Here is a 21,735-nt window from a genome sequence, read left to right as displayed (position 1 = left end):
ATTTATTAACCATTTTTATTTTAATTTTCTTCACCTGAGCCAACTTGTTCTTTTTCCTCTATTTGTTCATGAGGAACTAATACCACTTCTGATAAATGATCACCTTCATCCAACCTTTGTAATTTTACTCCAGTAGCCGCTCTGGATTGTTGAGAAATTTTATCTGCATTTGTTCTTACTATGACGCCTTTTTCTGTTACTAGAAGTAGTTCTTCTCCTACGCCAAGGACTTTTAAACAAACTAGTACATCATTTTTAATTCTGAATTTTATTGCTTTCAGCCCCATTCCTGCTCTTTTTTGTAATCTAAATTGGGTCACAGGTACTCTCTTTCCTAGCCCAAATGCACTAGCTATTAATACCCAAGGACCATCTGTTGAATTTTCCTCGATATTATCATCAATTTCTTTTGAGATTTCATCAATTTTAGCCAATTGATCAACCAAATTAGATGTTAATACATCCATGGAAACCAGACTATCTCCTCCCCTCAAGTTCATTGATTTAACTCCTCTTGCTGTCCTACCAAGTGGTCTTAATTCATTAATATCTAGCCTGAAATGAATAGCCATTCCTGTTTTTGATCCAATTAGAACACTATCTCCTTCTTTTGATAATCGAACCCAGGTTAGGGCATCTCCATCCTCAAGATTAATTGCAATTAATCCATTTGATCGAATTTTTGAAAAAGCAGAAAGTGCAGTTCTTTTTATAAAGCCAGCCTTGGTTAGCATTAATAAAAAACGATCGTCAACAAAAGAATCGACGGCAACTAGTGAAGTTATTTTTTCTTCTCTTGGAATTGGGAGAAGTTGAACTGATGGAGTACCTTTTGCTGTTCTGCTACTCATAGGAACTCTATATGCTGGGAGAGCATAAGCTACTCCTCTATCGCTGAAAAGCAAAAGATTATCATGATCGTTGCAGCTTATAAATAATTTAACATCATCATCTTCTTGGGTTTTTGTCCCAGCTTTACCTCTTGATCCACGACTGGTAGATTCAAACTCATTAACAGGCATCCTTTTTAAATAACCTGCTTCAGTTAATAGAACTACAGATCTGTCATTAGCAATGAGATCAATATCATCTAATCCGCCACCTAAATCTAATATTTCTGTTTTTCTGGGAGAAGAGAATCTTTCATCGATTTTATTAAGTTCTTCAAGAATAATTTCATAAATTCTTTCTTTACTGTTTAGTATTTTTTGATATTGGGCAATTTTTTGAGTTAATTCATCATGTTCTGCTTTTATTTTATCGGCTTCGAGAGCTGTTAATCTTCTTAATTGCATTTGTAATATTGCATCTGCCTGTATGGAAGATAACTCATGATCTTTTTGTAATTTTTCTCGAGCTGATATTGAATCTTTTGCTGATCTAATTAGATCTATAATTTCATCCATAGCATCTAAGGCCAATAAAAGACCCTTAATTATATGATCTCTTTCTTCTGCCTTTTTTAATAAAAATCGTGTTCTTCGCCTTATTGTCTCTACCCTAAAATCTAGAAATACATCTAACATTCTTCGCAGAGAAAGGGTTGTGGGCTCCCCATTAACTAAAGCCAGAATATTTGCACTAAAGTTATTTTGTAATGGTGTTAATTTAAATAAATTATTTAATACAACTTGTGGGTAGGCATCCCTTTTTAACTCTATAACAATTCTCATACCATCTCTATCACTTTCATCTCTAATATCAGAAATACCTTCTAATTTCTTTTCATTCACCAAATCTGCAATTCTCTCTATCAAGCCAGCTTTGTTAGTTTGAAAAGGAAGTTCCGTAATTATTACTGCATCTTTTTCTGCTCTGCCAGCTAATTTAATTTGCTCAATATTTGCTACACCTCTCATAGTTATTGAACCTCTTCCTGTTTTGAAGGTTTCTCTGATACCATCTCTTCCTAAGATTTGGCCACCCGTGGGGAAATCAGGACCCTTAATTAGTTCAAAAAGTTCTCTATCTTCAAGAGAAGGGTTTTGAATGATTGATTTGAGACCATTGATTAATTCTCCTAAGTTATGGGGAGGAATATTAGTTGCCATTCCTACGGCTATTCCAGATGATCCATTTAAAAGTAGCTGAGGAATTCTTGCAGGTAAAACTGTTGGCTCTTGTTGAGAACCGTCAAAGTTATCAGCGAAATCTACAGTTTCTGATTCAATATCCTCTAGTAAACTTTCATCAGTAAGAGACTGTAGACGAGATTCTGTATATCTCATTGCTGCAGGAGGGTCGTTATCTACAGAACCAAAGTTTCCATGGCCGTCTATAAGGGGCATCCTCATGGAAAAATCTTGAGCCATTCTTACCAAAGCATCATAAACAGCAGTGTCACCGTGAGGGTGGTATTTACCTAGTACTTCTCCAACAACTCTTGCACATTTTCTGTATGGTCTCCCGCTAGTCAAACCAAGTTCATACATTGCATAAAGAATTCTTCTATGAACAGGCTTTAGGCCATCCCTCGCATCTGGAAGAGCACGACCAACTATAACGCTCATTGCATACTCAAGGTATGAGCGAGACATCTCATTTCTTAAGTCAGTCTGAATAATTCGGTCGTTATCTTCGTTTAATCCTGAGTTATCAGAATCTAAAATATCAGACATACAAAAATCCTTTCTTTAATAATAATCGCTGATTGTCATAATGAATAAAAAAAAAGATTTATTTAATTCCCAAATACTCACATTTAAACACAAATCAAAATAAAACCTGTTGTTTTTAAATAAACCTTGGCTTATTACCCCTTTAGTTGTTAATTTAATCAGAATAAAAGAAAAATTCCGTGAATATTGAACTTGGTTTAAATAAAAAAGTCAGAAGGGCTTATGGTATTGATGAAATAGCTTTAGTCCCTGGTAATAGAACGATTGATTACGATTTGACTGATCCTTCTTGGGCCTTAGGTGATTTTAAAAGAGAAGTTCCGATAGTAGCTAGTGCCATGGACAGTGTTGTCGATGTTAATACGGCTATAGAACTCACAAAATTAGGTTCCCTAGGGGTTATTAATATGGAGGGAATACAAACACGATATGAAAACCCTGATGAAATATTGAACCAAATAGCATCAGTCGGTAAGAACGATTTTGTTCCATTAATGCAGAAGATATACAGTGAACCTGTAAAGGAGGGGTTGATTTTACAAAGAATAAAGGAGGTCAAAGAAGGAGGAGGTATCGCAGCTTTTAGTGGGACCCCTCAAGCTGCTATTAAGTTTAAAGAAACACTTAATACTTCCAAAATAGATTTATTTTTTCTTCAAGGAACAGTTGTTTCAACTGAACACCTTGGTATGGAAGGTAAGGAAACCTTAAACATTAAAGATCTCTGCCAATCTTTGAATGTCCCAGTTATAGCTGGTAATTGTGTTACTTATGAGGTTGCAAAACTTCTTATGGATGCTGGAGTTGCAGGATTAATGGTTGGGATAGGACCTGGAGCGGCATGTACATCAAGAGGAGTATTGGGAATTGGAATCCCTCAAGCAACTGCAATTGCTGATTGTAGTGCGGCAAGAAATGATTACTTTCAAGAAAGTGGTCGTTATATTCCTATTATTGGTGATGGAGGAATTGTGACGGGCGGAGATATCTGTAAATGTTTAGCATGTGGAGCAGATGCTGTAATGATTGGATCCCCAATAGCTAAATCCTCAAACGCTCCAGGTAAAGGATTTCACTGGGGTATGGCTACTCCAAGTCCAGTATTGCCTAGGGGTACAAGAATTGAAGTTGGTTCTTCAGGATCCTTAGAAAGAATAATTAAGGGCCCGGCCTTGCTTGATGATGGGACACATAACTTATTAGGAGCCATTAGAACCTCAATGAGTACTCTTGGGGCAAAAAACATTAAAGAAATGCAAGAAGTTGAAATAGTTATAGCACCATCTCTTCTTACAGAGGGTAAGGTTTATCAAAAAGCTCAGCAGCTTGGGATGGGTAAGTAGTTTATTTAGAGCAAAAGTATAAAACCTTAGTGAATTAAGTTTTTAATTGAAAAAATTTCTATTTAGGAGTTATTATTAATTGATGGGGGAAACCCCATACTCCTCACACACTAAATCGCCCGATTAATCGGGCTTTTTTAGATATTTTGTTACTTATATTATTTTATCTGTAATGAAATCATCACTTAAAAGAATTGCCTGCTAAATTTTCAAAAAGGAATACTTAAATTATGTCATCAGCTCCAGCCGTAACTGATTCTTCATTTGACAAGGATGTACTGCAAAGTGATCTACCAGTATTGGTTGATTTTTGGGCACCATGGTGCGGACCATGTAGGATGGTCGCACCAGTTGTAGAAGAAATCTCAAAAGACTTTGAAGGGAAAATTAAAGTTTTTAAATTAAACACAGATGAGAATCCAAATGTAGCCAGTCAATACGGAATTAGAAGTATTCCTACATTAATGATCTTTAAAGGAGGTCAAAAGGTTGATACCGTTGTTGGTGCTGTGCCAAAAGCAACTCTTTCGAGCACTTTAACTAAGCATTTATAAATTTAAAAGCTTTGCATAAAATTGGACTAATAGATTATGGAATGGGGAATATTCATTCCGTAACAAAATCTCTAGAAAGTCTTGGAGAAGAGATTATATTAATTAAAAACTCTAATGATTCTAATCTTTGTAAGGCGATAATACTTCCTGGGGTTGGAGCGTTTGATCCAGCGATGAATAATCTTATAAATACTGATTTGATAACTGATTTAAAAAATTGGATTAAAAGTGGGAAGTCCTTTTTTGGGATATGTTTAGGTCTCCAACTCCTTTTTGAATCTAGTGATGAAGGAAAAGTTCAAGGACTGGGAATTTTAAAAGGAAAAATACAAAAAATACCCAATATTGTTAACCAAAGAATCCCACACATGGGTTGGTGCCAACTTTTACCTACAAAAAAAAATACTTTATTTGGGCTTGAAGAATTAAATAATTGGGTCTATTTTGTACATTCCTATCATGCAATCCCAGATGACCTAAATATTATTGCAGCTCAAGTTGATTATGGCTCGGAAAAATTAACTGCAATGATTGAGAATGATAATTTATTAGCCTGTCAATTTCATCCGGAAAAATCCGGAAAAACAGGTGAAAAACTTTTGAGACGATGGCTTAGTAATATTCAATAATTGATAATTACTGATGAAGACAAACTTAAGATTAATAGGTGGTAAAAAACTCCAAAGTCCAAATAATTCTTATACCAGACCTACAACTTTGAGAGTAAGAGAGGCCATATTTAATATATTGAACAAAAAAGTTGAAAATAGTAACTGGTTAGATTTATTTAGTGGGACAGGGGCCATATCTTGTGAAGCATATAATCACGGGGCAAGAAAAATACTTGCAATTGAAAAAAATAAAATCAACTCAAAAATTTGCTTAGAAAATTTACTCTCGTTGGAGAATATAGAGAACAGGAGAAATGATATCGAAGTTATATGTAAAGACGTTTTGAAATGGACAAAACCAAATTATGAGAGAAACTTATCATCTAGAAATATGGATTTAAATAAATTAAAATTTGATTTTGTTTATCTAGATCCTCCATACGATGTCGATTTACATGAATTAGTTTTAAATCAATTATTCAATTGTGAGTTTTTAAAAAAAGATTCAATAGTTATTTGTGAACATTCTCCTAACCTATTTATTAAAAAAAGTAATTTGTGGGAAACTATAGATGTAAGAAATTATGGGCAGTCAAGATTAACATTTTTAATCAATGTCCAGCATCCCTGAACCTCTTCTGTATTGATTCCATGCACTTACGAATAATCCAAGAAGAGTTATTGGAACTAAACCTAAAACAATTCCACATAGAAGAGGCTCGATCATTTTTTTGCCTTATTTGAATTTCTTATTCACAATTGTTACATAGAGACTATTTTTTGTGTCAACATCTTCATCAACTGCAGCAGAAAGAGACTTTAAAAGAGAATTTTTGAAAATTGTTTTTATTGTATTTGGAGTTTTATTGATTTGTTTCTCAATATTTTTTTTAAATCATCAAGAGAATAACAAATATATAATTGAAACTCTTGAGCTTGATGGCTCTGCTGAGGAAGGAGATGCTCTTTTTAAGATAAATTGTGTTGGATGTCATGGAATTACAGCAAGAGGATTAGTGGGCCCAGACTTACACTCAATAACTCGACGTTTGAATGATAAAGAGATAATAAAACAAGTTACTGGAGGCCTAACACCTCCTATGCCAAGTTTTGAAATTGATCCTATAAATATGTCAAATTTATTAAAGTATCTTCATAGCCTTGAATGATTTTGGGAAGAAATTTTTCTAATTTAAAGGTAATATTAGTTGAACCAAATGGCCCTTTAAATGTAGGGAGCGTTGCTAGATTATGCAGTAATTTTGAAGTTAATGAATTAAGAATTGTTTCTCCGAAATGCGATATATTTTCTTTAGAAGCAAAAAAAATGGCCCTTAAAGGTCAAAAATTTCTTGAAAATTGTAAGATTTTTGATGATCTTCAAAAAGCAATTTTCGATTGTGATTTAGTTCTAGCATCTTGTGGAAGAATTGATGTAAAGAAAGATTCATTTTTTGGATCTTCTGAAGATATATTTGATTGGACTACATCCTTTAAGAAGATAAATAATTTAGCAATTATATTTGGAAGAGAAGATAGAGGTTTAACTAACAGTGAATTGCTTCTGGCAAATAAAACTTTTAATATCCCAACTTCTCAGAATAATCCTTCATTAAATCTTTCACACGCTGTTTCAATAGTTTTGTATGAATTAAATAAGTCTTCTAAAAAGAATTTAAATAATGAATTAAAAGTTTTTAACTTAGCTTCATCGAAAGAAGTTCATGATACATTTGTGGAGATAGAGGAAATGCTTTTGCGAGTTGGATATCTCTTAAAACATACTTCTAAGCCAAAAATCAGTAAATTTAAGAATTCGATTTTAAGGGCAAATACATCAATGCACGAAATAAATGTTTTAAGAGGAATTGTCCATCAAATAAACTGGTTTTTAAACAATTCAAAAAAAAATTAAGTTAAGTATAAATTTGATTAGTTATTATTAACTTGTAATTTTAATTCTACAGGGATATTTACTAAAAGCATTTTCTGAAGTAGCATCTATTGATTATTTGAATATTTAAGAAAACTAAAACTGTGCCTACAACAAAGAAAAGAAGAGTTTTTCCTTTTACAGCAGTAATTGGTCAAGAAGAAATGAAATTGGCTCTCTTGTTAAATGTTATTGATCCAAGAATTGGTGGAGTCATGATAATGGGTGATAGAGGGACTGGAAAGTCTACAACAATAAGAGCCTTAGCTGATTTGTTGCCTGCAATCGAGGTTGTTAAAGATGATCCATACAATAGTTCTCTAGTTGATCCTGATTTACAAAGTAAAGAAGTTTTGGAAAAATTTACTCAAGGAGAAAATCTAGAGAGTATTCGAAAACAAGTACCTATGGTTGACTTACCTTTAGGGGCTACTGAAGATAGGCTTTGTGGAACCATTGATATAGAGAAGGCTTTGAGTGAAGGTGTTAAGGCATTTGAACCTGGATTGTTGGCTAAAGCTAATAGGGGTTTACTATACGTGGATGAAGTAAATTTGCTTGATGATCATTTAGTTGATGTACTTTTAGATTCGGCTGCTTCTGGATGGAATACAGTTGAAAGGGAAGGAGTTTCAGTTCGACATCCTGCGAGGTTTGTCCTTATTGGTTCAGGAAATCCAGAAGAAGGTGAATTAAGACCTCAACTATTGGATAGGTTTGGTATGAGTGTTGAGGTTAAGACAGTTAGAGATGCTGAATTAAGAGTTCAAGTAGTAGATCAAAGAACTTCTTTTGACGATAATCCTGATGAGTTTTCATTGAGTGTTGAGAAACAACAGGATGAACTTCAACAAAAGGTAATTAAAGCACAAGAAATATTAAATTCTGTTCAAATGGACGATGATCTAAGATTGAATATTTCTGCGATCTGTGGAGAACTAGATGTTGATGGTTTACGTGGAGATATTGTTACAAATAGGTCTGCAAGGGCAATTGCAGCCTTTGAAGGTAGAACTGAAGTGCAAGAAGAAGACATAGCAAGAGTTATTTCTTGTTCTTTAAGACATAGGCTAAGAAAAGATCCTCTAGAACAAGTTGATTCAGGTGAAAGAGTCATCCAAGCTTTTTGTAAAGTATTCGATTTAGATGAAAAAGAAAATCTTTCAAAATTTCAATTGTCTGCTGAAGCTTAATAACAGTGAGAATAATTGGAATTGATCCTGGATTAGCTAGAGTTGGTTATGGAATAATTGAAATAGAAAATAAAAGAAAGATATTATTAGATTGCGGTGTTATTGAGACAGGTAAAGATAAAAAAGAAGAAGATAGACTTTATGAGATATTCCAAGATCTTAATGAATTAATAAATCATTGGAACCCAACTGCAGCGGCGGTAGAAAAATTTTTCTTTTACAGGTCAAGCACTACCATTAGTGTGGTGCAAGCTAGAGGCGTGATTATGATGGTGTTGGCCTCTAAAAAAATTCATGTCAGTGAATATTCACCTGCTCAGATAAAATTAACAATTGCTGGCTCTGGAAAGGCATCTAAGAAAGATATTCTTGATGCTGTTATGTATAACTTAAAGCTTAACAAACCTCCAAAACCTGATGATTCAGCAGATGCATTGGCTATAGCACTCACAAAACTTAATGAAGATGGCTTTAACTGAAAATTTAATATGAAGATCTTTGAAAATAAGAAATTGGAGAGGGATACGTTTAGAAAACTAAGAGATGGGATTTCCTTTAAACAAAGAGAAAATGTAGAAAAGAATGTAAGATTTTTTGTTGATTCATTTGTGAAGGGATGTAAAGATATTGGTTATATAGCAATTTATTGGCCTCTAAAAAATGAAGTAGATATAAGGAGTCTCAAGAAAAAATTTACTTTAGCTTTGCCCAGATGTAAAGGTAAAAAAGAGTTGTTATTTTATCCATGGGATGAAAAGCCTCTTACCAAAGATTCTGAGGGGATACTAAGTCCAAATAACTCTTCTCCATTAAGTCATTTGCAGATAAGCATGATACTTGTTCCTTGTCTTTCCGTTGATAAGAATTTAACAAGATTAGGTTATGGAGGAGGTTATTTTGATAAATTAAGGGGAGATAATGATTGGAGAAATGTTCCATGCATTGGAGTATTAACTTCTAATTGTGTAAGTCCTATTCCATTAACAAGAGCTAAGTGGGATATTCCTTTATCGGGCTTTATCACAGAAAAAGAAATATTTGTATAATAAAAAAATTCATAAAGTGATTAATTTATAGTTTTAAAAATGGAAAATCAGGAAAAATACAATAACTTATCAAAATTATTAGAAAAACTGAAGAAATCAGAAGATCCAAAAAGAAAATATGAATACATTTTGTGGTTAGGAAAAAAATTGAAAGAACCAGAAAGTGAAATCCTTGTTGAAGAAAATAAAGTTAAAGGATGTGTTTCAGAAGTTTTTGTCAAGGCAAAAATTAAAAGTGGTAAATTATTTTGGGAAGGATATTCTGATGCCCTGATAACAAAGGGTTTATTGGCATTTTTAATCACTGGGTTAAATGAATTAACACCAAATGAAGTTATTAAAATAGATAAGAAATTTATTGAAGATACTGGTTTGAAAGCAAGCTTAACTCCTTCACGATCAAATGGTTTTTTAAACATATTATTGAAAATGCAGTCTCAAGCAAATGAATTTTTGGAGGTCTAATAATATAAAATTAAACTCAATGACAAAAGAAATAAAAAATGAGAAAATGTAGAATTGGGATTGTAGGTTTTGGAACTGTAGGTTCAGGGATTTATAAAATATTAAGTTCCGAAGTTGATTCCCATCCAATTCTAAAAGAAATAGAAATTGCAAAAATAGCAGTTAAAGATCTTAGTAAAAAAAGAGATATTGAGCTTGATAATAATTTATTAACTGATGATCCATTTCAATTGATTAATGACCCCTCTGTAGATGTAATTGTTGAAGTAATGGGTGGGGTTGATTTGGCAAAAGATATTATTCTGCAATCATTAAAGGTAGGTAAATCTGTTGTTACCGCAAATAAAGCAGTCATTGCAAGATATGGCGAAGAGATATATAAAACTGCATTTAAAGAGGGAGTTTATATATTGTCAGAGGCGGCAGTTTGCGGCGGAATTCCCATAATTGAACCCTTAAAAAGATCATTAAAAAGTAACAGCATAAAAAAAATGGTTGGGATAATAAATGGAACAACAAATTTTATTCTTTCGAAGATGACAAATGAGAAAGCTGATTATAAGGAAACCTTAAAATTGGCCCAAAGCCTTGGTTATGCAGAATTCGATCCAACTGCAGATGTTGAGGGCCATGATGCTGCTGATAAGATCTCAATTCTTAGTGAACTTGCATTTGGAGGAAAAATTCAAAGAGATGATATAAATACTGTAGGCATAAGTAAAATTAATCTCAAAGATATCGAATATGCCAATAAATTAGGATTTGAAATAAAACTTTTAGCGCTCTCCGAAAGGGTACAAATTAATAGTAATGAATCACTTGCTTTGAATATTTGGGTAGGGCCCTCTTTGATTCCAAAATCTCATCCATTGGCAACAGTAAAGGGCGTTAACAATGCTTTATTGATAGAGGCTGATCCTCTTGGAGAGATAATGTTGTATGGTCCAGGTGCAGGGAGTGGCCCAACTGCTGCATCAGTAGTATCAGATATATTAAGTCTGCATGCTGCCTCAGTAAAAAATAATAATTCAATCGATCCATTATTATCATTCGATTTCTGGAGAAATTGTCATATAATCGGAGCGTCACAAATAAATAAAAAAAATTACCTTAGAATTATTTGTCTTGATAGTCCAGGCGTAATAGGAAAGATTGGAGATATTTTTGGAAAAAATAATGTATCCATCGAATCGATTGTTCAATTAGATGCAAGTGAGGACAAAGCTGAAATTGTCGTTATTACTCATGAGGTGAATAATGGAGATTTTGAGAAATCGAAAGAAGAAATAAATTCACTTATTGAAGTCAAAATTATTGCAAGTCAATTAAGTTGTATTTAAAAAAATAGTTTGCAAATTTCTTTATAGCTTGGTAAACCGAAGAAAGTAAGTGTTTGGTTTTATCATCTTAATGATTCATTCAAAACTGTTAGATAATAATAATGAAGATAATAATTTAATTTTTTCTGAAAACCTTTATAAAGGTGCTTGTGTAAAAATTAAAAATAGCAATAAGACTTTTCAAGTAATTGGTTTAAATATAGGTAAAGAAATTTGTTGGGTGAGAGAGTGGCCTTTTGCCTGTAATTCTAAAAAAACATTTGCTTTAGAAATAAGTCAAATAACTTTTCAAATTTTTTGCTCAAATAATTCTTCAGAAAAATTAAGTAATTACAAAATATGAAAAATAAATTTGTTTTATCAATATTTATTATTTTAATTTCTTTTTTACAGAATTCTTGCGGCTCAAAAAGAATATCTAAAAAAATCATAGTAGCAAGTTCAGGAAAAATTGAATCTTTAGATCCAGCTAGAGCAAATACTCTTAAAGCAATTCAATTAATCAGTTCTCTAGGAGACACATTATATGAATTAAATTCTGATGGAGAATTAATCCCTGAATTGGCCTTGGGGATGCCAATTATTTCAAAGGATAGACTTCAATTAACTATCAATTTAAGAAAGAATATTTTTTTTCACGATGGAACTGCATTCAACTCAAATGCTATAAAATTTACTTTTGATAGATTCAAAAGAATTGGAACGATGAATTATATTTTAGGAAATAAGATTAAATCAATAGAAACTCCAAGTGAATATTCAGTCATAATAAATTTGAATAAACCATCAAGTTCTTTAAATGGTTTACTCACATCAGTAAATTTAACTCCAATATCTCCTACATTTTACAAAAAATATTCTGATAAGTTTCTAAATGAAAAATTCGTTGGTACTGGGAAGTATGTGCTGACCAGTTTTTCTAATGAAGTTCAATCAATTGAACCATATTTAAATTATTGGGGTGAAAAGCCCTTAAATAAGGGCGTTAATTTTGTGGGATATTCAAATTCATCTTCTCTTTTTGGGGCTTTAAAAAGTAAACAAATTGATGTGCTTTTATCAAACTCAATTGATGATAGTCAGAGAAAAAGTTTAAATAATTTAAGTAAAAATAAACAGTTTAATGAAGGTAATAGCCCTTTCACCGAATTAAGTTTTATAAGCCTTAAAACTAGTTCTTATCCCTTAAGTAATCTTAATTTAAGACTGGCTTTGGCAAAAAGTCTTAATAGAAAATTGATTAGTGAGAAAGTAAGTTATGGATTAAGGAAGCCATCTAGATCAATTATTCCTCCGATATTAAAAAAAAATAATCAAGAACTGTGGCCTAAATATGATTATTTAGAGGCGAGAAGATTATTGCAAGAAGAAAATTATTGCAATGGAAATATTCTAAAAATACCCCTTACTTATAGATCGAATGTACCAGCTGACAAGCTTATTGCTCTGACATGGCAAGAAGAAATTAAAAGTTCTTTGAAAGATTGTATTGATATTGAACTTAATGGGGTTGAATCTACAACAGTTTATAAGAATCTAAGTTTAGGAATTTATACGGCAGTTCTTCTCGATTGGACTGGGGCTTATTCAGATCCCGAGGCCTATCTCACCCCTCTTTTAAGTTGTAATGAAATAGTTGATGGTATATGTAAAAAAGGAGAATCCGTTTACAGCGGTAGTTTTTGGGGATCTAATAAAGTGGAAAGTTTATTTCTTGAGAGTGAAAAAATAAGTGGTATTAAAAGATTAGAAAAACTTGTTGAAATTGAAAAAATAGCAGCAAGTTCAATACCTTATATTCCTATTTGGATATCCTCTCAAAAAGCATGGTCTCAAAATAAAATATCAAAACCTATTTTTAATGGTGCAGGAATAATTTCATTGAGTGATCTTGAGTTAATTAATGAGTAGAAATTTAAATAAACTACTAAATTATTCCCTATTAAAAATTTCGTTAATACCGATAATGTTATGGATTATTTCTTCATTAGTTTTTATTTTATTAAGAGTTGCTCCTGGCGATCCTGTTGATGCCATACTTGGATCTGGTGCAGATGAGGTTTCTAGGGAATTTCTAAGAAATAAATTGGGGTTAAATGAACCTTTAATAAATCAATACTTTACATATATTAAAAATATATTGCACTTAGATTTCGGTCAATCTCTTAGTACCCAAGAGCCAGTCCTAAATATTATTATTAAGGCATTGCCTGCAAGTCTTGAGCTTGGATTCTTTTCAATATTAAGTGCCACACTAATAGGATTCCCACTGGGATTAATAGGCTTAAGAAATAGAGGGAAAAAGACTGATTATATTGCGAGAATATTAGGAATTGCTACGTATGCGATCCCTCCTTTTTGGGGTGCAATGTTAGCGCAATTATTATTTTCTGTGTTTTTTAATATTTCCCCAATTGGCGGTAGATTTCCAATATTTCATCAACAACCTCAAATTACAGGTTTTCTAGTTTTAGATAGTATTATTTCAAATAATATTATTGCTTTGAAAGATAGTCTTTATCATCTCGCTCTTCCTTCGATTACCCTTGGCTTTTTATTAAGTGGTATATTCAGCCGCTCATTAAGAGTAAATTTGGATAAGACATTAAAAAGTGATTATGTAAATGCTGCTATATGTAGAGGAATATCAAGGAAAAAAATATTATTAAACCATGCATTGCCTAATGCTCTATTGCCAATCGTCACTATTTCTGGCTTGACTATGGCCTCATTAGCAGGAGGTGCTCTATTGTTCGAGGTAACTTTTTCATGGCCAGGTATAGCTTTAAGATTACATGAAGCTATTTCTCAAAGAGACTATACCTTGGTTCAAGGAATTGTAATTTTTACCTCTATGCTCATAGTCTCTTTAAATCTCTTAGTGGATATTTTAATCGCATATTTAGATCCACGAATAGAGTACTAATTTTTGGAAATTTCTTTTATTGTTTCAAGATCTAAAAGATGGAAATCAAGTCCCAAATATCTTTGGTTTTTAACTACTTTAGGGATCTTTTGGTCTTTGATATTTTTTAAAAATTCAACTATAAATTTCGTAGATAAATCTTGTACTAATATTGGCTCTGAACCAATAAAAGATTCACTTATTTTGTAGACATCATTATCTTTTTTATAGCTTTTATTAATTCTTATTGGAGAGAAATGACTTGCTCCTTCAATAATTAGAAATCTATTTGATGGATTATTTAAAGCAGAAAAAACTCTAAATTGTTCATTTATTAATGGTGTGATAAGGTCATATGTGCCACCTATTAGAAGAGTTGGTGTTCTAATTCCGGTACTATTTTCTTTTGGCCATACTAAACTGCCAAATGAATTAAAACCTATAATTGCACTGGCCTTATTAGTGTTATTTTTCTTAGGAAATGGTATTTCGCTCAACTGACATTGAAGTAATTTAGATAAATTTGTTACCGCAAAGTCTTTTAATGCCGAATCACATTTATCCTCCAGTTGTTCAGTAGGTTTATTGCCTTCATATAAAAGTGCTATTAAAGCACCAAGTGAATGCCCCATTAAAATATAAGAATCATTAGGTAAACCAAATTCTCCTTTTTCATGAGCTTTTAATACAGCATCTAAATCTTTAATTCTATATAAGAAAAAGTCTGCACTTCCTGGTATTGTTTCCTTACCTTCGAGTACTTCTATAAATGATTCTAAATTACTCCCTCTATGATCTATGAATAATATTGGCCAACCTCTTTTAGCTAATTCGTTTCCTATCCATTTGAAATTATTAATTTCGCCTCCAAGTCCTGGCATAAAAATTATTAGCTCTTTATCATCATTTGTTTTATTTTTTTTCCATATTTCAATTTCAAAATGTTTCACTCGGTGAGGAGCATAAATTTTTTTATCAATTTTTATTAGATCTTGAGTTGATTTTTTTTCAGTATTTTTGAAGGCATTTTGGTTCGTTCTTTCAAGTTTATTTAATTTGGATAAAAGTTCTTGTTGCATTGATAATTCATTTTTCCAAGATGAAATTATTAAAATTAAATTATCAATATCAAGTGAAATTTCTTCTGATGGTAATGCTTTTATAATTTCTAAAGTTGAAACTTCTTTTTTTTGATCTAATAAATTTTCTATAGTGTTATAAATTTCTGTTCCATTATTGTCATTTGGAACTTCAATGCTTTTGCTTAATTCTGTAAGAATTTTACGCCCTATCCAACTTCTTAATATTTCTCTATTTAATCCCTCTTCCTTGAAAACTGGAAATTCTAAAAATTTTGATAATTCAAAAATTCTTATTAATCCATTTTTTTTTAACCATTCTATTAATTCTGTTGAATCATCTTTGTATTTTTCTAATTTTAATAATTGTTCTATAGTAAGAGGGATTTCCATCTCTTCAAACTTAATATTTATCTTTTCAGCAGCCTTTAAACCATTATTAAAAAATAAACCACAAAAACTAAAAAAAATTATAAAAATGTATTTCACTAGTGATTAATCCAAATAGTTTACAAATTAGCAAAAATTGGTGGATTCAATTTCCATATCATTTAAGGTTAATAACCAAGATAAGATTTTTTGCTGCATTTGGAGCAGGAGGTGTTATTTATTTAACATCACTTATTTTTAATAACCTAGGATTATCTGCAACAGATATTGGCGTGGGATTTACCATTTCAGCAATAATTGGAACCTTAACAAGACTCTTTACGGGTAATTATCTTAATAAAACAGGGAAAATACAATTTCCAATAGTAACTTCTTCAATACTAAGTATTTTCGCTAGCTTATGCCTCATTATTTCAAGAGATACTTTTTTGTACATAATTGGACAATCATTTGTTGGGGCTGCTGCAGGAATATATTGGCCTGCTGCCGAGTTTGGCGTGCCATATTTTTGCCATCCTATCGAAACACGCAAAGCTTATGCTCTTGTTAGAAGTTCTGAGGCTTTAGGAATATTTCTTGGGGTATTCTTAGGGGGTTATATGACGAATTTTTTGTATTCCAAATCAATTTTTATTAATGATATATTTTGCATGTTAGTTATCACATATTTAATATCTAGAAATAGTTCTTCTATAAAAAGAAACTTAGAAAATTTCCAAAAAAAAAGAGTAGATCCAATTAATCAAGAACAATTGAAATGGAATAAAAATTCAATAATAATAATTTTATCTATTTTATTGATAACAACCTCTTTAGCTTTGATTCAAGTAACTTTGCCACTAGATCTTGTTAAAGGTGGAGTTTATCGTAATGCATTAAGCAAAGAAATTATAAGTTTTATAATTTCTATTCAGTTAATTTTATTGTTGTTTTTACAATGGCCTGTCGGTTCTTGGATATCTAAGAAAGAAAGATTATATGGCTTGAAATTTAGTTTAATAAATTTCTCTTTAGCTTCATTTTTATTATTTATTTCTAGTTACTTAAATATCTCAGCTTTTTATTTAATTTCTTTTTCATTGATATTAGTAAGTTTAGGGACTGCATCATTTCTTCCAACATCAACAGATGTGGTTTTCAGAATAGCTCCTTCAAAGAAAAAAGGTTTTGCACTTGCTTTACTTTCACAATGTTTCGCTATGGGTTATTTTTTTGGACCATTTATTTCAGGACGCATATTAGATCTATTTGGTTATGCTTCAATAATTTGGCTTTCAATTTCTTGTTTTTGCTTTATTGCATTTACAATTCTATTTAAGAGATTATTTTAATTAATCTTTTCTAATTCAATAATTCTTCTTTCTCTTAGAAATAAGAAAAAAGGTGCAGAGAATGCGAAGGCTATAAGAAAAGTTCCAATGTATACAACCCACATATTCTTCATGTTTAGTTTTTTTGATTCATTTACTATCCATATAAAAATAGCGCTTGCACCTACTAATAAGTCTCTAGAAATTGACTGAGCTGCAGGGTTTGCATTCGCTAAAGAAATGAAGTTATTTATATCAAAGCTGTTTCCATATTCCCTAGCAAATTCGAAATTTGCCAACATTGGCAGAACAGCCCCCAAAATTGATAGAAAAAGGTAAAGAAAAGATAGTATCTGTTTATTATCTTTTAAAATGTTAAATGAATTCACTTGTCAAAAATATTTCTTTTAATAATAGTATTTAAAAGCTTATGGTTGTTGAAAAGAATAATAAAGTTGAAGACTATAAATTTAAAAAAGGAAATTTAAATTTTGCCGTTGTTGGTCATGTTGAGTGGATAAATTTTTTAATGGTTGATCAATTACCAAAACCTGGAGTCATTTCTCATTCTGAAAAGTCCCTTGATTATCCAGCTGGTGGTGGATCTATTATCGCGAAAATACTTTCTGATTTAACTTCAAGCCAAATTCATTTTTTTACGTCATTAGGTAATGATGATTATGGAGATAAGTGTTTCAAGATTCTCTCAAATATGGGAATTAAGTTACATGTAGCTTGGCGTGATAAACCAACTAGAAGAGGATTTAGTTTAATTGATTCTCAAGGTGAAAGAGCAATAACAGTTATTGGAGAAAGGTTAGCTCCAACTCATAAAGACAATTTAGAATGGAACATTTTAAAAAAAATGGACGGAATTTTTATTACTGCATCTGATTCAGAGATTTTTAAAATAGCTAGATCGGCTTCAACACTGTGTACAACACCAAGGGTAGGATTAAATACAATTAATAATTCAAATGTTCTTTTAGATGGATTAATAGGCAGTAATCTTGATCCCGGAGAAGTTTTTTCTTTTTCTGAATTATCGTTAAAACCCAAATATACTATTAAAACCGAGGGAGAGAAGGGAGGCATTATATTCCCAGGAGGAAGATATAAGGCTCTTAAAAACAAAAAACTAAAAGTTGATTCTTATGGATGTGGTGATTCTTTTGCTGCAGGTATTCTTTATGGAATGGCATCTAAATGGGATATAGATAAAAGTTTAAATCTTGCTAAAGTAATGGGAAGAGACGCTAGTGAATTTTTCGGACCATATGCAAATAATGATGAAAAATAATTGAATTAACACTTACATGAGCAATCTAGATAATAAAAATAAAAATATTCTTGTAGAAAATATTATTGTTTTCTTTTTATTTACTGTTTTTTTGTTTTTTAAATCTTTGAAAACTTTATCTAGAATTTTTACTTATGGAATCTTAAGAAAAGAAATATTAACTACTAAAAGTAACTTAGGAGTAGATATTAAAATAAAAATTAAATAGTTAATGAATATATTTTTATTTTTTCTAATTTTAGGAGTTATTTTTTGGGTCTACAAAAAAATTAAATCTAAAAAACCAAAGAACTTAAAATTAAACAAATTTAAAAATAAACTTCAAAGCACGCAAACAAATATTGAAAGAATTTTTTTAAGAGAGGAAGAAAAAACCTTTTCAAACCCTAATATAAATATCTATATTGGGAGTTATGATAACGAAGAAAATATTAATAGGAAATCTAATATTCACAGAGCAAGGCTTTCAAAATTTAAGAAATCCAAATTAAATGGTGAAATGATATTTCAAGATGATGAACAAAGGATTTATAAATTTAATAATGGTAAGAAAGTTTATTTATAATAAGTTTACTTATAGTTTTTGTTCTAACTACACTCAAGACTTTCTCTGGTTGAAACGCCTGTTGTTGGATTGATCCCATCAGCAATTTCACAAAGATTTCTTTGATCTTCGCTGTCAAGAATAGCGTAAGAAAAATCTGCTCCTTCTATTTGAGCTCCTGCAAAACTGCTACCTGATGCGATCATATTTATTAAAACAGCATTTCTAAGATCTGTTTTTTGGAAATTAACTCGATCAGAAAGAGTATCGGTCAGGTCGATTCCATTTAAATTAGAACCTTTTAAATCAGATAGGGTTAAGGTTGTCCCATGTAAATCAACGTCACTAAAATCCGCATCTCTCGCAACTGCTCCAGCTATAGATGACAAATGAAGATCCTCTCCATGGAAATCAAATCCAGTAATATTAGATCTTACATAACTTGGAACTTCATCTCCCTCGCCCTTAACAGCTACATTTGCCCCAGCAAAAACTGGAGAGGATAAAACTAAGAAAGAAAAAGTTATGCATAAAAAATATTTTAAAAATCTGAAAAATTTCATACTAGAGAATTCAAACATTATTATCTTATAACAATTAGATAATTTTTAAAATTGATGACTATATTTGGAACTCCTTTTTAAAATTATTTAACACTATAAATTTTGAATCTAGGCTCTAAATTAGTTATACAATCTAGAAGTTTTTTGTTATCTTTGCTATTCGTAACCTTGAATTCAGATTCAACTGTACCCTTTTTATCTCTTATAGCTTGATTTAAAACTATGGAACCGTTTTCGTCAGATACTGATCTATGAAAAGTTCCTCTAGGTATTCTTAAAATGTATCCGCAAGATTCTAATCTAACTTTATAAAAAGGATAATCCCACCCAAAATTGACAAGAAAAAATGTTCTTCCCCCGGAGATAGCCAGAAGATTATCTTCTTGATTGTGATGTATGTAAAATTGCCAATTCTTAAATTCTTCATCATTTGGAGGACTAACTGCAGCCCCACTGTGAATAACTAGATCTCTATAGTTTGATTCATTAACACTAATATCAAAAAATCTTACATCTTTTGTATCGCGAAATTTTTCATAACTTATCAATTCAAACATTTTCGATTTGTTTGATTTGATAACTGGAATTTCTAAACTTGAGTTCAATTTTCTTTAAAGATTAAACAAATGAAAACAGATATATATAACCAAGAACGTATCAATTAACACTAAAAAAGAAACATATTATTATTTATATTTTTGTTATTTTAAAAGATTAAAAATTTAGTGTTTATTTAATTTCAAGAGGTTTGATTTCCCAGGATAAAGTATTTTCTAAATTATTTTTTCCTATAAAGTTTCCTGTAATTACAGAGGTTAAATTAGATTTTGAAGAGGATACCAATGTTAAATATCTATCATCTATTAATCCTTTTCCGCTTGGATCAAAACCTCTCCAACCAGCACCTGGAATATATAATTCAGCCCAAGCGTGTAAATCCAACTCAGAGGGTAAGGGATCTTCAAAATGATAACCACTCACAAACCTACTTGGGATACCTATAGACCTGCAAGCTTCAACCATTAGCATTGCTAAATCTCTGCATGAACCTATACGTTCTCTAAGCGTTCTGCTAGCAGGCCATGCTGGACCAGTATGTCTTTTGGTATATTTAACCCGATCTTGAATAATTTCTATTAGTTGGTATGTAAATGATAATGCGTTATTAATGCTTCCTGCTAAGGCTTCTTGGGCAAGTTCTACTGCAGAAGGATCGTGTTGTCCATTTGGCATCCATCCCTCTAATGCTCCTTGTAAATCTCTGTTAATAATGCTTCTACAAAAAGGTAATGTTAAATCTCTATTTTTAACTCCATCAATAATGTTTGGATGTTTAATAGTTTCAACTTCGCTGATTGATTCAATAGTTAAATTATCTGTTAATCCATTGAATCTGATTCTATTAATCTCTTCTCCGCTGGCAGCAAGTAATGGATAAATAATTTCTGGTTCTGGAGTTATTTTTAATTCAAAATTCTTTAGCTTTTGGAATCCATTTGACCTTGGCTTTATACATAATCTATGCTCGCCTAATTGAACAGGGTCTTCGTATTTATATTCAAGTTTGTGAATGTATTTAATTCTCATTAATAAACTTATTAATTAATAAAATATTTTTCTTGAATGAGATCATTTAATTTATTTAAATCCATTTGCAATGAATCGATTGCCTCATGTAAACCATCATTGATTATATCTTCAATTCTGATATAACTCCACTTTGCTTTAAGCAAACCTCTCATACATTCTAATTCTGAAGGATTTTCAGTAGATGGTGAGGTGTCTATCGTTTTAAGTGTATTGCTTATCCCATCAAGACAGTATCTTACTGATCTAGGGAAAATTGGATCAAGTAAAAGAAATCTCGCGACTGAATTAGGCTTTATAGAATTTTGCACTGCTTTCCTAAACATTTGATAAGCTCCAGCTGAACGTAAAAGTGCTATCCATTGCAGCTCATCAAGGACTCCTCCAAGTTCATCTAAGCTGGGTAGGAGTAAATAATATTTAACATCCAAAATTCTTGATGTTTTGTCAGCTCTTTCGATTAATCTTCCAAGAATGCTAAATCTCCAGGCAAGATCTTTGCTTAGAGTCGCATCTGTAATTCCATAAAAAAGCTGACATTCCCTCCTTATTTCACTTAATTGTTCTTGTCTTGGTTTATTCCATATTGCCTCTCCTTCTTGCATATTCCAATATAAAATATTAATTTGTTCCCACATTTCTGTGGTCATGACATCTCTGATTTGTCTCGCATTTTCTCTTGCCATTTGAATGCAAGAAATTATACTATTTGGGTTTAAACGATCTCTTATTAAAAAATTAATAACGTCATCTGGTTTTTTCTCTGGGAATCTCTTATCAAAAGATTCTCTGTCACTTGAAGCATCAATTAAAGGGAGCCAAGGTTCGGCACTTCCTGGTGGACAATCTAATGACATAGCTTCGCTTACTTCGACGAAACGAGATATGTTTTCCGCACGTTCTAAATAACGATTAATCCAATAAAGAGATTCTGCTACACGACTTAAAAGCATA

General features: G+C 31.4%; 25 protein-coding genes. 17 read left to right on the top strand and 8 right to left on the bottom strand.

The annotated features are described in order from the left end of the window. Positions 1 to 20 precede the first annotated feature (20 nt). Positions 21 to 2,618: a DNA gyrase subunit A gene (gyrA, locus tag HA145_RS05700; RefSeq protein WP_209128232.1), complete on the bottom strand. Its 2,598-nt coding sequence runs from the start codon at positions 2,616 to 2,618 to the stop codon at positions 21 to 23. Positions 2,619 to 2,797: 179 nt separating this feature from the next. On the opposite strand from gyrA, the gene HA145_RS05695 reads away from it, so the two are divergent. The 4 genes from HA145_RS05695 to rsmD all read left to right on the top strand — a co-directional run bounded on the left by HA145_RS05695 (position 2,798) and on the right by rsmD (position 5,757). Beyond that, complete coding sequence (locus tag HA145_RS05695; protein ID WP_209128231.1) at positions 2,798 to 3,961, top strand: GuaB3 family IMP dehydrogenase-related protein; 1,164 nt, start codon at positions 2,798 to 2,800, stop codon at positions 3,959 to 3,961. A 230-nt stretch (positions 3,962 to 4,191) separates the two neighbouring features. Next, positions 4,192 to 4,515 carry a thioredoxin gene (trxA, locus tag HA145_RS05690; RefSeq protein WP_011376622.1) on the top strand — a complete coding sequence of 108 codons (324 nt, stop codon included), beginning with the start codon at positions 4,192 to 4,194 and terminating at the stop codon, positions 4,513 to 4,515. Between the two features lie 11 nt (positions 4,516 to 4,526). Beyond that, positions 4,527 to 5,144 (top strand): imidazole glycerol phosphate synthase subunit HisH, encoded by a 618-nt coding sequence (hisH, locus tag HA145_RS05685; RefSeq protein WP_209128230.1) that lies wholly within the window; start codon positions 4,527 to 4,529, stop codon positions 5,142 to 5,144. A gap of 13 nt (positions 5,145 to 5,157) precedes the next feature. Further along, entirely contained in the window at positions 5,158 to 5,757 is a 600-nt protein-coding gene (gene rsmD / locus HA145_RS05680; protein ID WP_209128229.1) for a 16S rRNA (guanine(966)-N(2))-methyltransferase RsmD, read from the top strand. Here the strand turns inward: rsmD and petG are convergent. Then, the gene (gene petG / locus HA145_RS05675; RefSeq protein ID WP_011376619.1) at positions 5,734 to 5,853 is read right to left on the bottom strand and encodes a cytochrome b6-f complex subunit V; all 120 of its coding nucleotides are present in this window, start codon (positions 5,851 to 5,853) and stop codon (positions 5,734 to 5,736) included. The genes rsmD and petG overlap by 24 nt on opposite strands. 55 nt (positions 5,854 to 5,908) lie before the next feature. Between petG and HA145_RS05670 the strand changes: the two genes are divergently transcribed. The 10 genes from HA145_RS05670 to HA145_RS05625 all read left to right on the top strand — a co-directional run bounded on the left by HA145_RS05670 (position 5,909) and on the right by HA145_RS05625 (position 14,029). Further along, positions 5,909 to 6,295 (top strand): cytochrome c, encoded by a 387-nt coding sequence (locus HA145_RS05670; RefSeq protein WP_308789009.1) that lies wholly within the window; start codon positions 5,909 to 5,911, stop codon positions 6,293 to 6,295. Next, positions 6,292 to 7,041: an RNA methyltransferase gene (locus HA145_RS05665; RefSeq protein ID WP_209128228.1), complete on the top strand. Its 750-nt coding sequence runs from the start codon at positions 6,292 to 6,294 to the stop codon at positions 7,039 to 7,041. Before HA145_RS05670 ends, HA145_RS05665 begins: the two co-directional genes overlap by 4 nt. Positions 7,042 to 7,163: 122 nt before the next feature. After that, on the top strand, positions 7,164 to 8,252 hold the full coding sequence (gene bchI / locus HA145_RS05660; RefSeq protein WP_209128227.1) for a magnesium chelatase ATPase subunit I: 1,089 nt from the start codon (positions 7,164 to 7,166) through the stop codon (positions 8,250 to 8,252). Positions 8,253 to 8,257: 5 nt separating this feature from the next. Beyond that, complete coding sequence (ruvC, locus tag HA145_RS05655) at positions 8,258 to 8,731, top strand: crossover junction endodeoxyribonuclease RuvC (protein ID WP_209128226.1); 474 nt, start codon at positions 8,258 to 8,260, stop codon at positions 8,729 to 8,731. 9 nt (positions 8,732 to 8,740) lie between these two features. Further along, positions 8,741 to 9,298, top strand: a complete 558-nt coding sequence (locus tag HA145_RS05650; RefSeq protein ID WP_209128225.1) for a 5-formyltetrahydrofolate cyclo-ligase — start codon at positions 8,741 to 8,743, stop codon at positions 9,296 to 9,298. 39 nt (positions 9,299 to 9,337) lie between these two features. Continuing rightward, positions 9,338 to 9,763 carry a SufE family protein gene (locus HA145_RS05645; protein ID WP_209128224.1) on the top strand — a complete coding sequence of 142 codons (426 nt, stop codon included), beginning with the start codon at positions 9,338 to 9,340 and terminating at the stop codon, positions 9,761 to 9,763. 38 nt (positions 9,764 to 9,801) lie between these two features. After that, a complete protein-coding gene (locus HA145_RS05640; RefSeq protein WP_209128223.1) occupies positions 9,802 to 11,103 on the top strand; it encodes a homoserine dehydrogenase in 1,302 nt (433 codons plus the stop codon). 70 nt (positions 11,104 to 11,173) lie between these two features. Beyond that, on the top strand, positions 11,174 to 11,446 hold the full coding sequence (locus HA145_RS05635; RefSeq protein ID WP_209128222.1) for a hypothetical protein: 273 nt from the start codon (positions 11,174 to 11,176) through the stop codon (positions 11,444 to 11,446). Then, positions 11,443 to 13,014: an ABC transporter substrate-binding protein gene (locus tag HA145_RS05630; protein ID WP_209128221.1), complete on the top strand. Its 1,572-nt coding sequence runs from the start codon at positions 11,443 to 11,445 to the stop codon at positions 13,012 to 13,014. The genes HA145_RS05635 and HA145_RS05630 overlap by 4 nt, the downstream gene beginning before the upstream one ends. Then, positions 13,007 to 14,029, top strand: coding sequence for an ABC transporter permease (locus HA145_RS05625; RefSeq protein ID WP_209128220.1), 1,023 nt, complete (start codon positions 13,007 to 13,009; stop codon positions 14,027 to 14,029). Before HA145_RS05630 ends, HA145_RS05625 begins: the two co-directional genes overlap by 8 nt. On the opposite strand, the gene HA145_RS05620 is transcribed toward HA145_RS05625, so the two are convergent. Next, complete coding sequence (locus HA145_RS05620) at positions 14,026 to 15,576, bottom strand: alpha/beta fold hydrolase (protein ID WP_209128219.1); 1,551 nt, start codon at positions 15,574 to 15,576, stop codon at positions 14,026 to 14,028. The genes HA145_RS05625 and HA145_RS05620 overlap by 4 nt on opposite strands. 2 nt (positions 15,577 to 15,578) lie before the next feature. Here HA145_RS05620 and HA145_RS05615 point away from each other — a divergent pair, with 2 nt between their 5' ends. Next, the gene (locus HA145_RS05615; RefSeq protein ID WP_209128218.1) at positions 15,579 to 16,808 is read left to right on the top strand and encodes an MFS transporter; all 1,230 of its coding nucleotides are present in this window, start codon (positions 15,579 to 15,581) and stop codon (positions 16,806 to 16,808) included. Here HA145_RS05615 and HA145_RS05610 read toward each other — a convergent pair. Further along, complete coding sequence (locus tag HA145_RS05610; RefSeq protein ID WP_025888552.1) at positions 16,805 to 17,176, bottom strand: DUF2834 domain-containing protein; 372 nt, start codon at positions 17,174 to 17,176, stop codon at positions 16,805 to 16,807. The two genes, HA145_RS05615 and HA145_RS05610, sit on opposite strands and share 4 nt — an antisense overlap. Positions 17,177 to 17,217: 41 nt before the next feature. Between HA145_RS05610 and HA145_RS05605 the strand changes: the two genes are divergently transcribed. Together HA145_RS05605 and HA145_RS05600 are read left to right on the top strand one after the other, a co-directional pair. Then, positions 17,218 to 18,087 carry a carbohydrate kinase family protein gene (locus HA145_RS05605; RefSeq protein ID WP_209128217.1) on the top strand — a complete coding sequence of 290 codons (870 nt, stop codon included), beginning with the start codon at positions 17,218 to 17,220 and terminating at the stop codon, positions 18,085 to 18,087. Between the two features lie 211 nt (positions 18,088 to 18,298). After that, complete coding sequence (locus HA145_RS05600; RefSeq protein WP_209128216.1) at positions 18,299 to 18,652, top strand: hypothetical protein; 354 nt, start codon at positions 18,299 to 18,301, stop codon at positions 18,650 to 18,652. Between the two features lie 23 nt (positions 18,653 to 18,675). Here the strand turns inward: HA145_RS05600 and HA145_RS05595 are convergent, their stop codons facing one another. The 4 genes from HA145_RS05595 to HA145_RS05580 all read right to left on the bottom strand — a co-directional run bounded on the left by HA145_RS05595 (position 18,676) and on the right by HA145_RS05580 (position 21,734). Beyond that, a complete protein-coding gene (locus tag HA145_RS05595; RefSeq protein WP_025955840.1) occupies positions 18,676 to 19,194 on the bottom strand; it encodes a pentapeptide repeat-containing protein in 519 nt (172 codons plus the stop codon). Positions 19,195 to 19,277: 83 nt separating this feature from the next. Beyond that, positions 19,278 to 19,751, bottom strand: a complete 474-nt coding sequence (locus tag HA145_RS05590) for an HNH endonuclease (RefSeq protein WP_209128317.1) — start codon at positions 19,749 to 19,751, stop codon at positions 19,278 to 19,280. A gap of 172 nt (positions 19,752 to 19,923) precedes the next feature. Next, entirely contained in the window at positions 19,924 to 20,781 is an 858-nt protein-coding gene (locus tag HA145_RS05585) for a transglutaminase family protein (protein WP_079294597.1), read from the bottom strand. Between the two features lie 11 nt (positions 20,782 to 20,792). Further along, a complete protein-coding gene (locus tag HA145_RS05580; RefSeq protein ID WP_025890918.1) occupies positions 20,793 to 21,734 on the bottom strand; it encodes an alpha-E domain-containing protein in 942 nt (313 codons plus the stop codon). Between the last annotated feature and the right edge of the window lies 1 nt (position 21,735).

Source organism: Prochlorococcus marinus XMU1411 (assembly GCF_017696075.1).
In the GTDB taxonomy this organism is placed as follows: domain Bacteria; phylum Cyanobacteriota; class Cyanobacteriia; order PCC-6307; family Cyanobiaceae; genus Prochlorococcus_A; species Prochlorococcus_A marinus_V.
This window is presented reverse-complemented; position numbering and strand designations above follow the sequence as displayed.

What these genes read in the sequence shown, in the direction of transcription:
- gyrA (WP_209128232.1), bottom strand. Translation starts at nt 2,618, where the DNA reads ATGTCTGATATTTTAGATTCTGATAACTCAGGATTAAACGAAGATAAC.
- trxA (WP_011376622.1), top strand. Translation starts at nt 4,192, where the DNA reads ATGTCATCAGCTCCAGCCGTAACTGATTCTTCATTTGACAAGGATGTA.
- rsmD (WP_209128229.1), top strand. Translation starts at nt 5,158, where the DNA reads ATGAAGACAAACTTAAGATTAATAGGTGGTAAAAAACTCCAAAGTCCA.
- petG (WP_011376619.1), bottom strand. Translation starts at nt 5,853, where the DNA reads ATGATCGAGCCTCTTCTATGTGGAATTGTTTTAGGTTTAGTTCCAATA.
- HA145_RS05665 (WP_209128228.1), top strand. Translation starts at nt 6,292, where the DNA reads ATGATTTTGGGAAGAAATTTTTCTAATTTAAAGGTAATATTAGTTGAA.
- HA145_RS05650 (WP_209128225.1), top strand. Translation starts at nt 8,741, where the DNA reads ATGAAGATCTTTGAAAATAAGAAATTGGAGAGGGATACGTTTAGAAAA.
- HA145_RS05645 (WP_209128224.1), top strand. Translation starts at nt 9,338, where the DNA reads ATGGAAAATCAGGAAAAATACAATAACTTATCAAAATTATTAGAAAAA.
- HA145_RS05640 (WP_209128223.1), top strand. Translation starts at nt 9,802, where the DNA reads ATGAGAAAATGTAGAATTGGGATTGTAGGTTTTGGAACTGTAGGTTCA.
- HA145_RS05635 (WP_209128222.1), top strand. Translation starts at nt 11,174, where the DNA reads ATGATTCATTCAAAACTGTTAGATAATAATAATGAAGATAATAATTTA.
- HA145_RS05630 (WP_209128221.1), top strand. Translation starts at nt 11,443, where the DNA reads ATGAAAAATAAATTTGTTTTATCAATATTTATTATTTTAATTTCTTTT.
- HA145_RS05625 (WP_209128220.1), top strand. Translation starts at nt 13,007, where the DNA reads ATGAGTAGAAATTTAAATAAACTACTAAATTATTCCCTATTAAAAATT.
- HA145_RS05605 (WP_209128217.1), top strand. Translation starts at nt 17,218, where the DNA reads ATGGTTGTTGAAAAGAATAATAAAGTTGAAGACTATAAATTTAAAAAA.
- HA145_RS05600 (WP_209128216.1), top strand. Translation starts at nt 18,299, where the DNA reads ATGAATATATTTTTATTTTTTCTAATTTTAGGAGTTATTTTTTGGGTC.
- HA145_RS05595 (WP_025955840.1), bottom strand. Translation starts at nt 19,194, where the DNA reads ATGAAATTTTTCAGATTTTTAAAATATTTTTTATGCATAACTTTTTCT.
- HA145_RS05590 (WP_209128317.1), bottom strand. Translation starts at nt 19,751, where the DNA reads ATGTTTGAATTGATAAGTTATGAAAAATTTCGCGATACAAAAGATGTA.
- HA145_RS05585 (WP_079294597.1), bottom strand. Translation starts at nt 20,781, where the DNA reads ATGAGAATTAAATACATTCACAAACTTGAATATAAATACGAAGACCCT.
- HA145_RS05580 (WP_025890918.1), bottom strand. Translation starts at nt 21,734, where the DNA reads ATGCTTTTAAGTCGTGTAGCAGAATCTCTTTATTGGATTAATCGTTAT.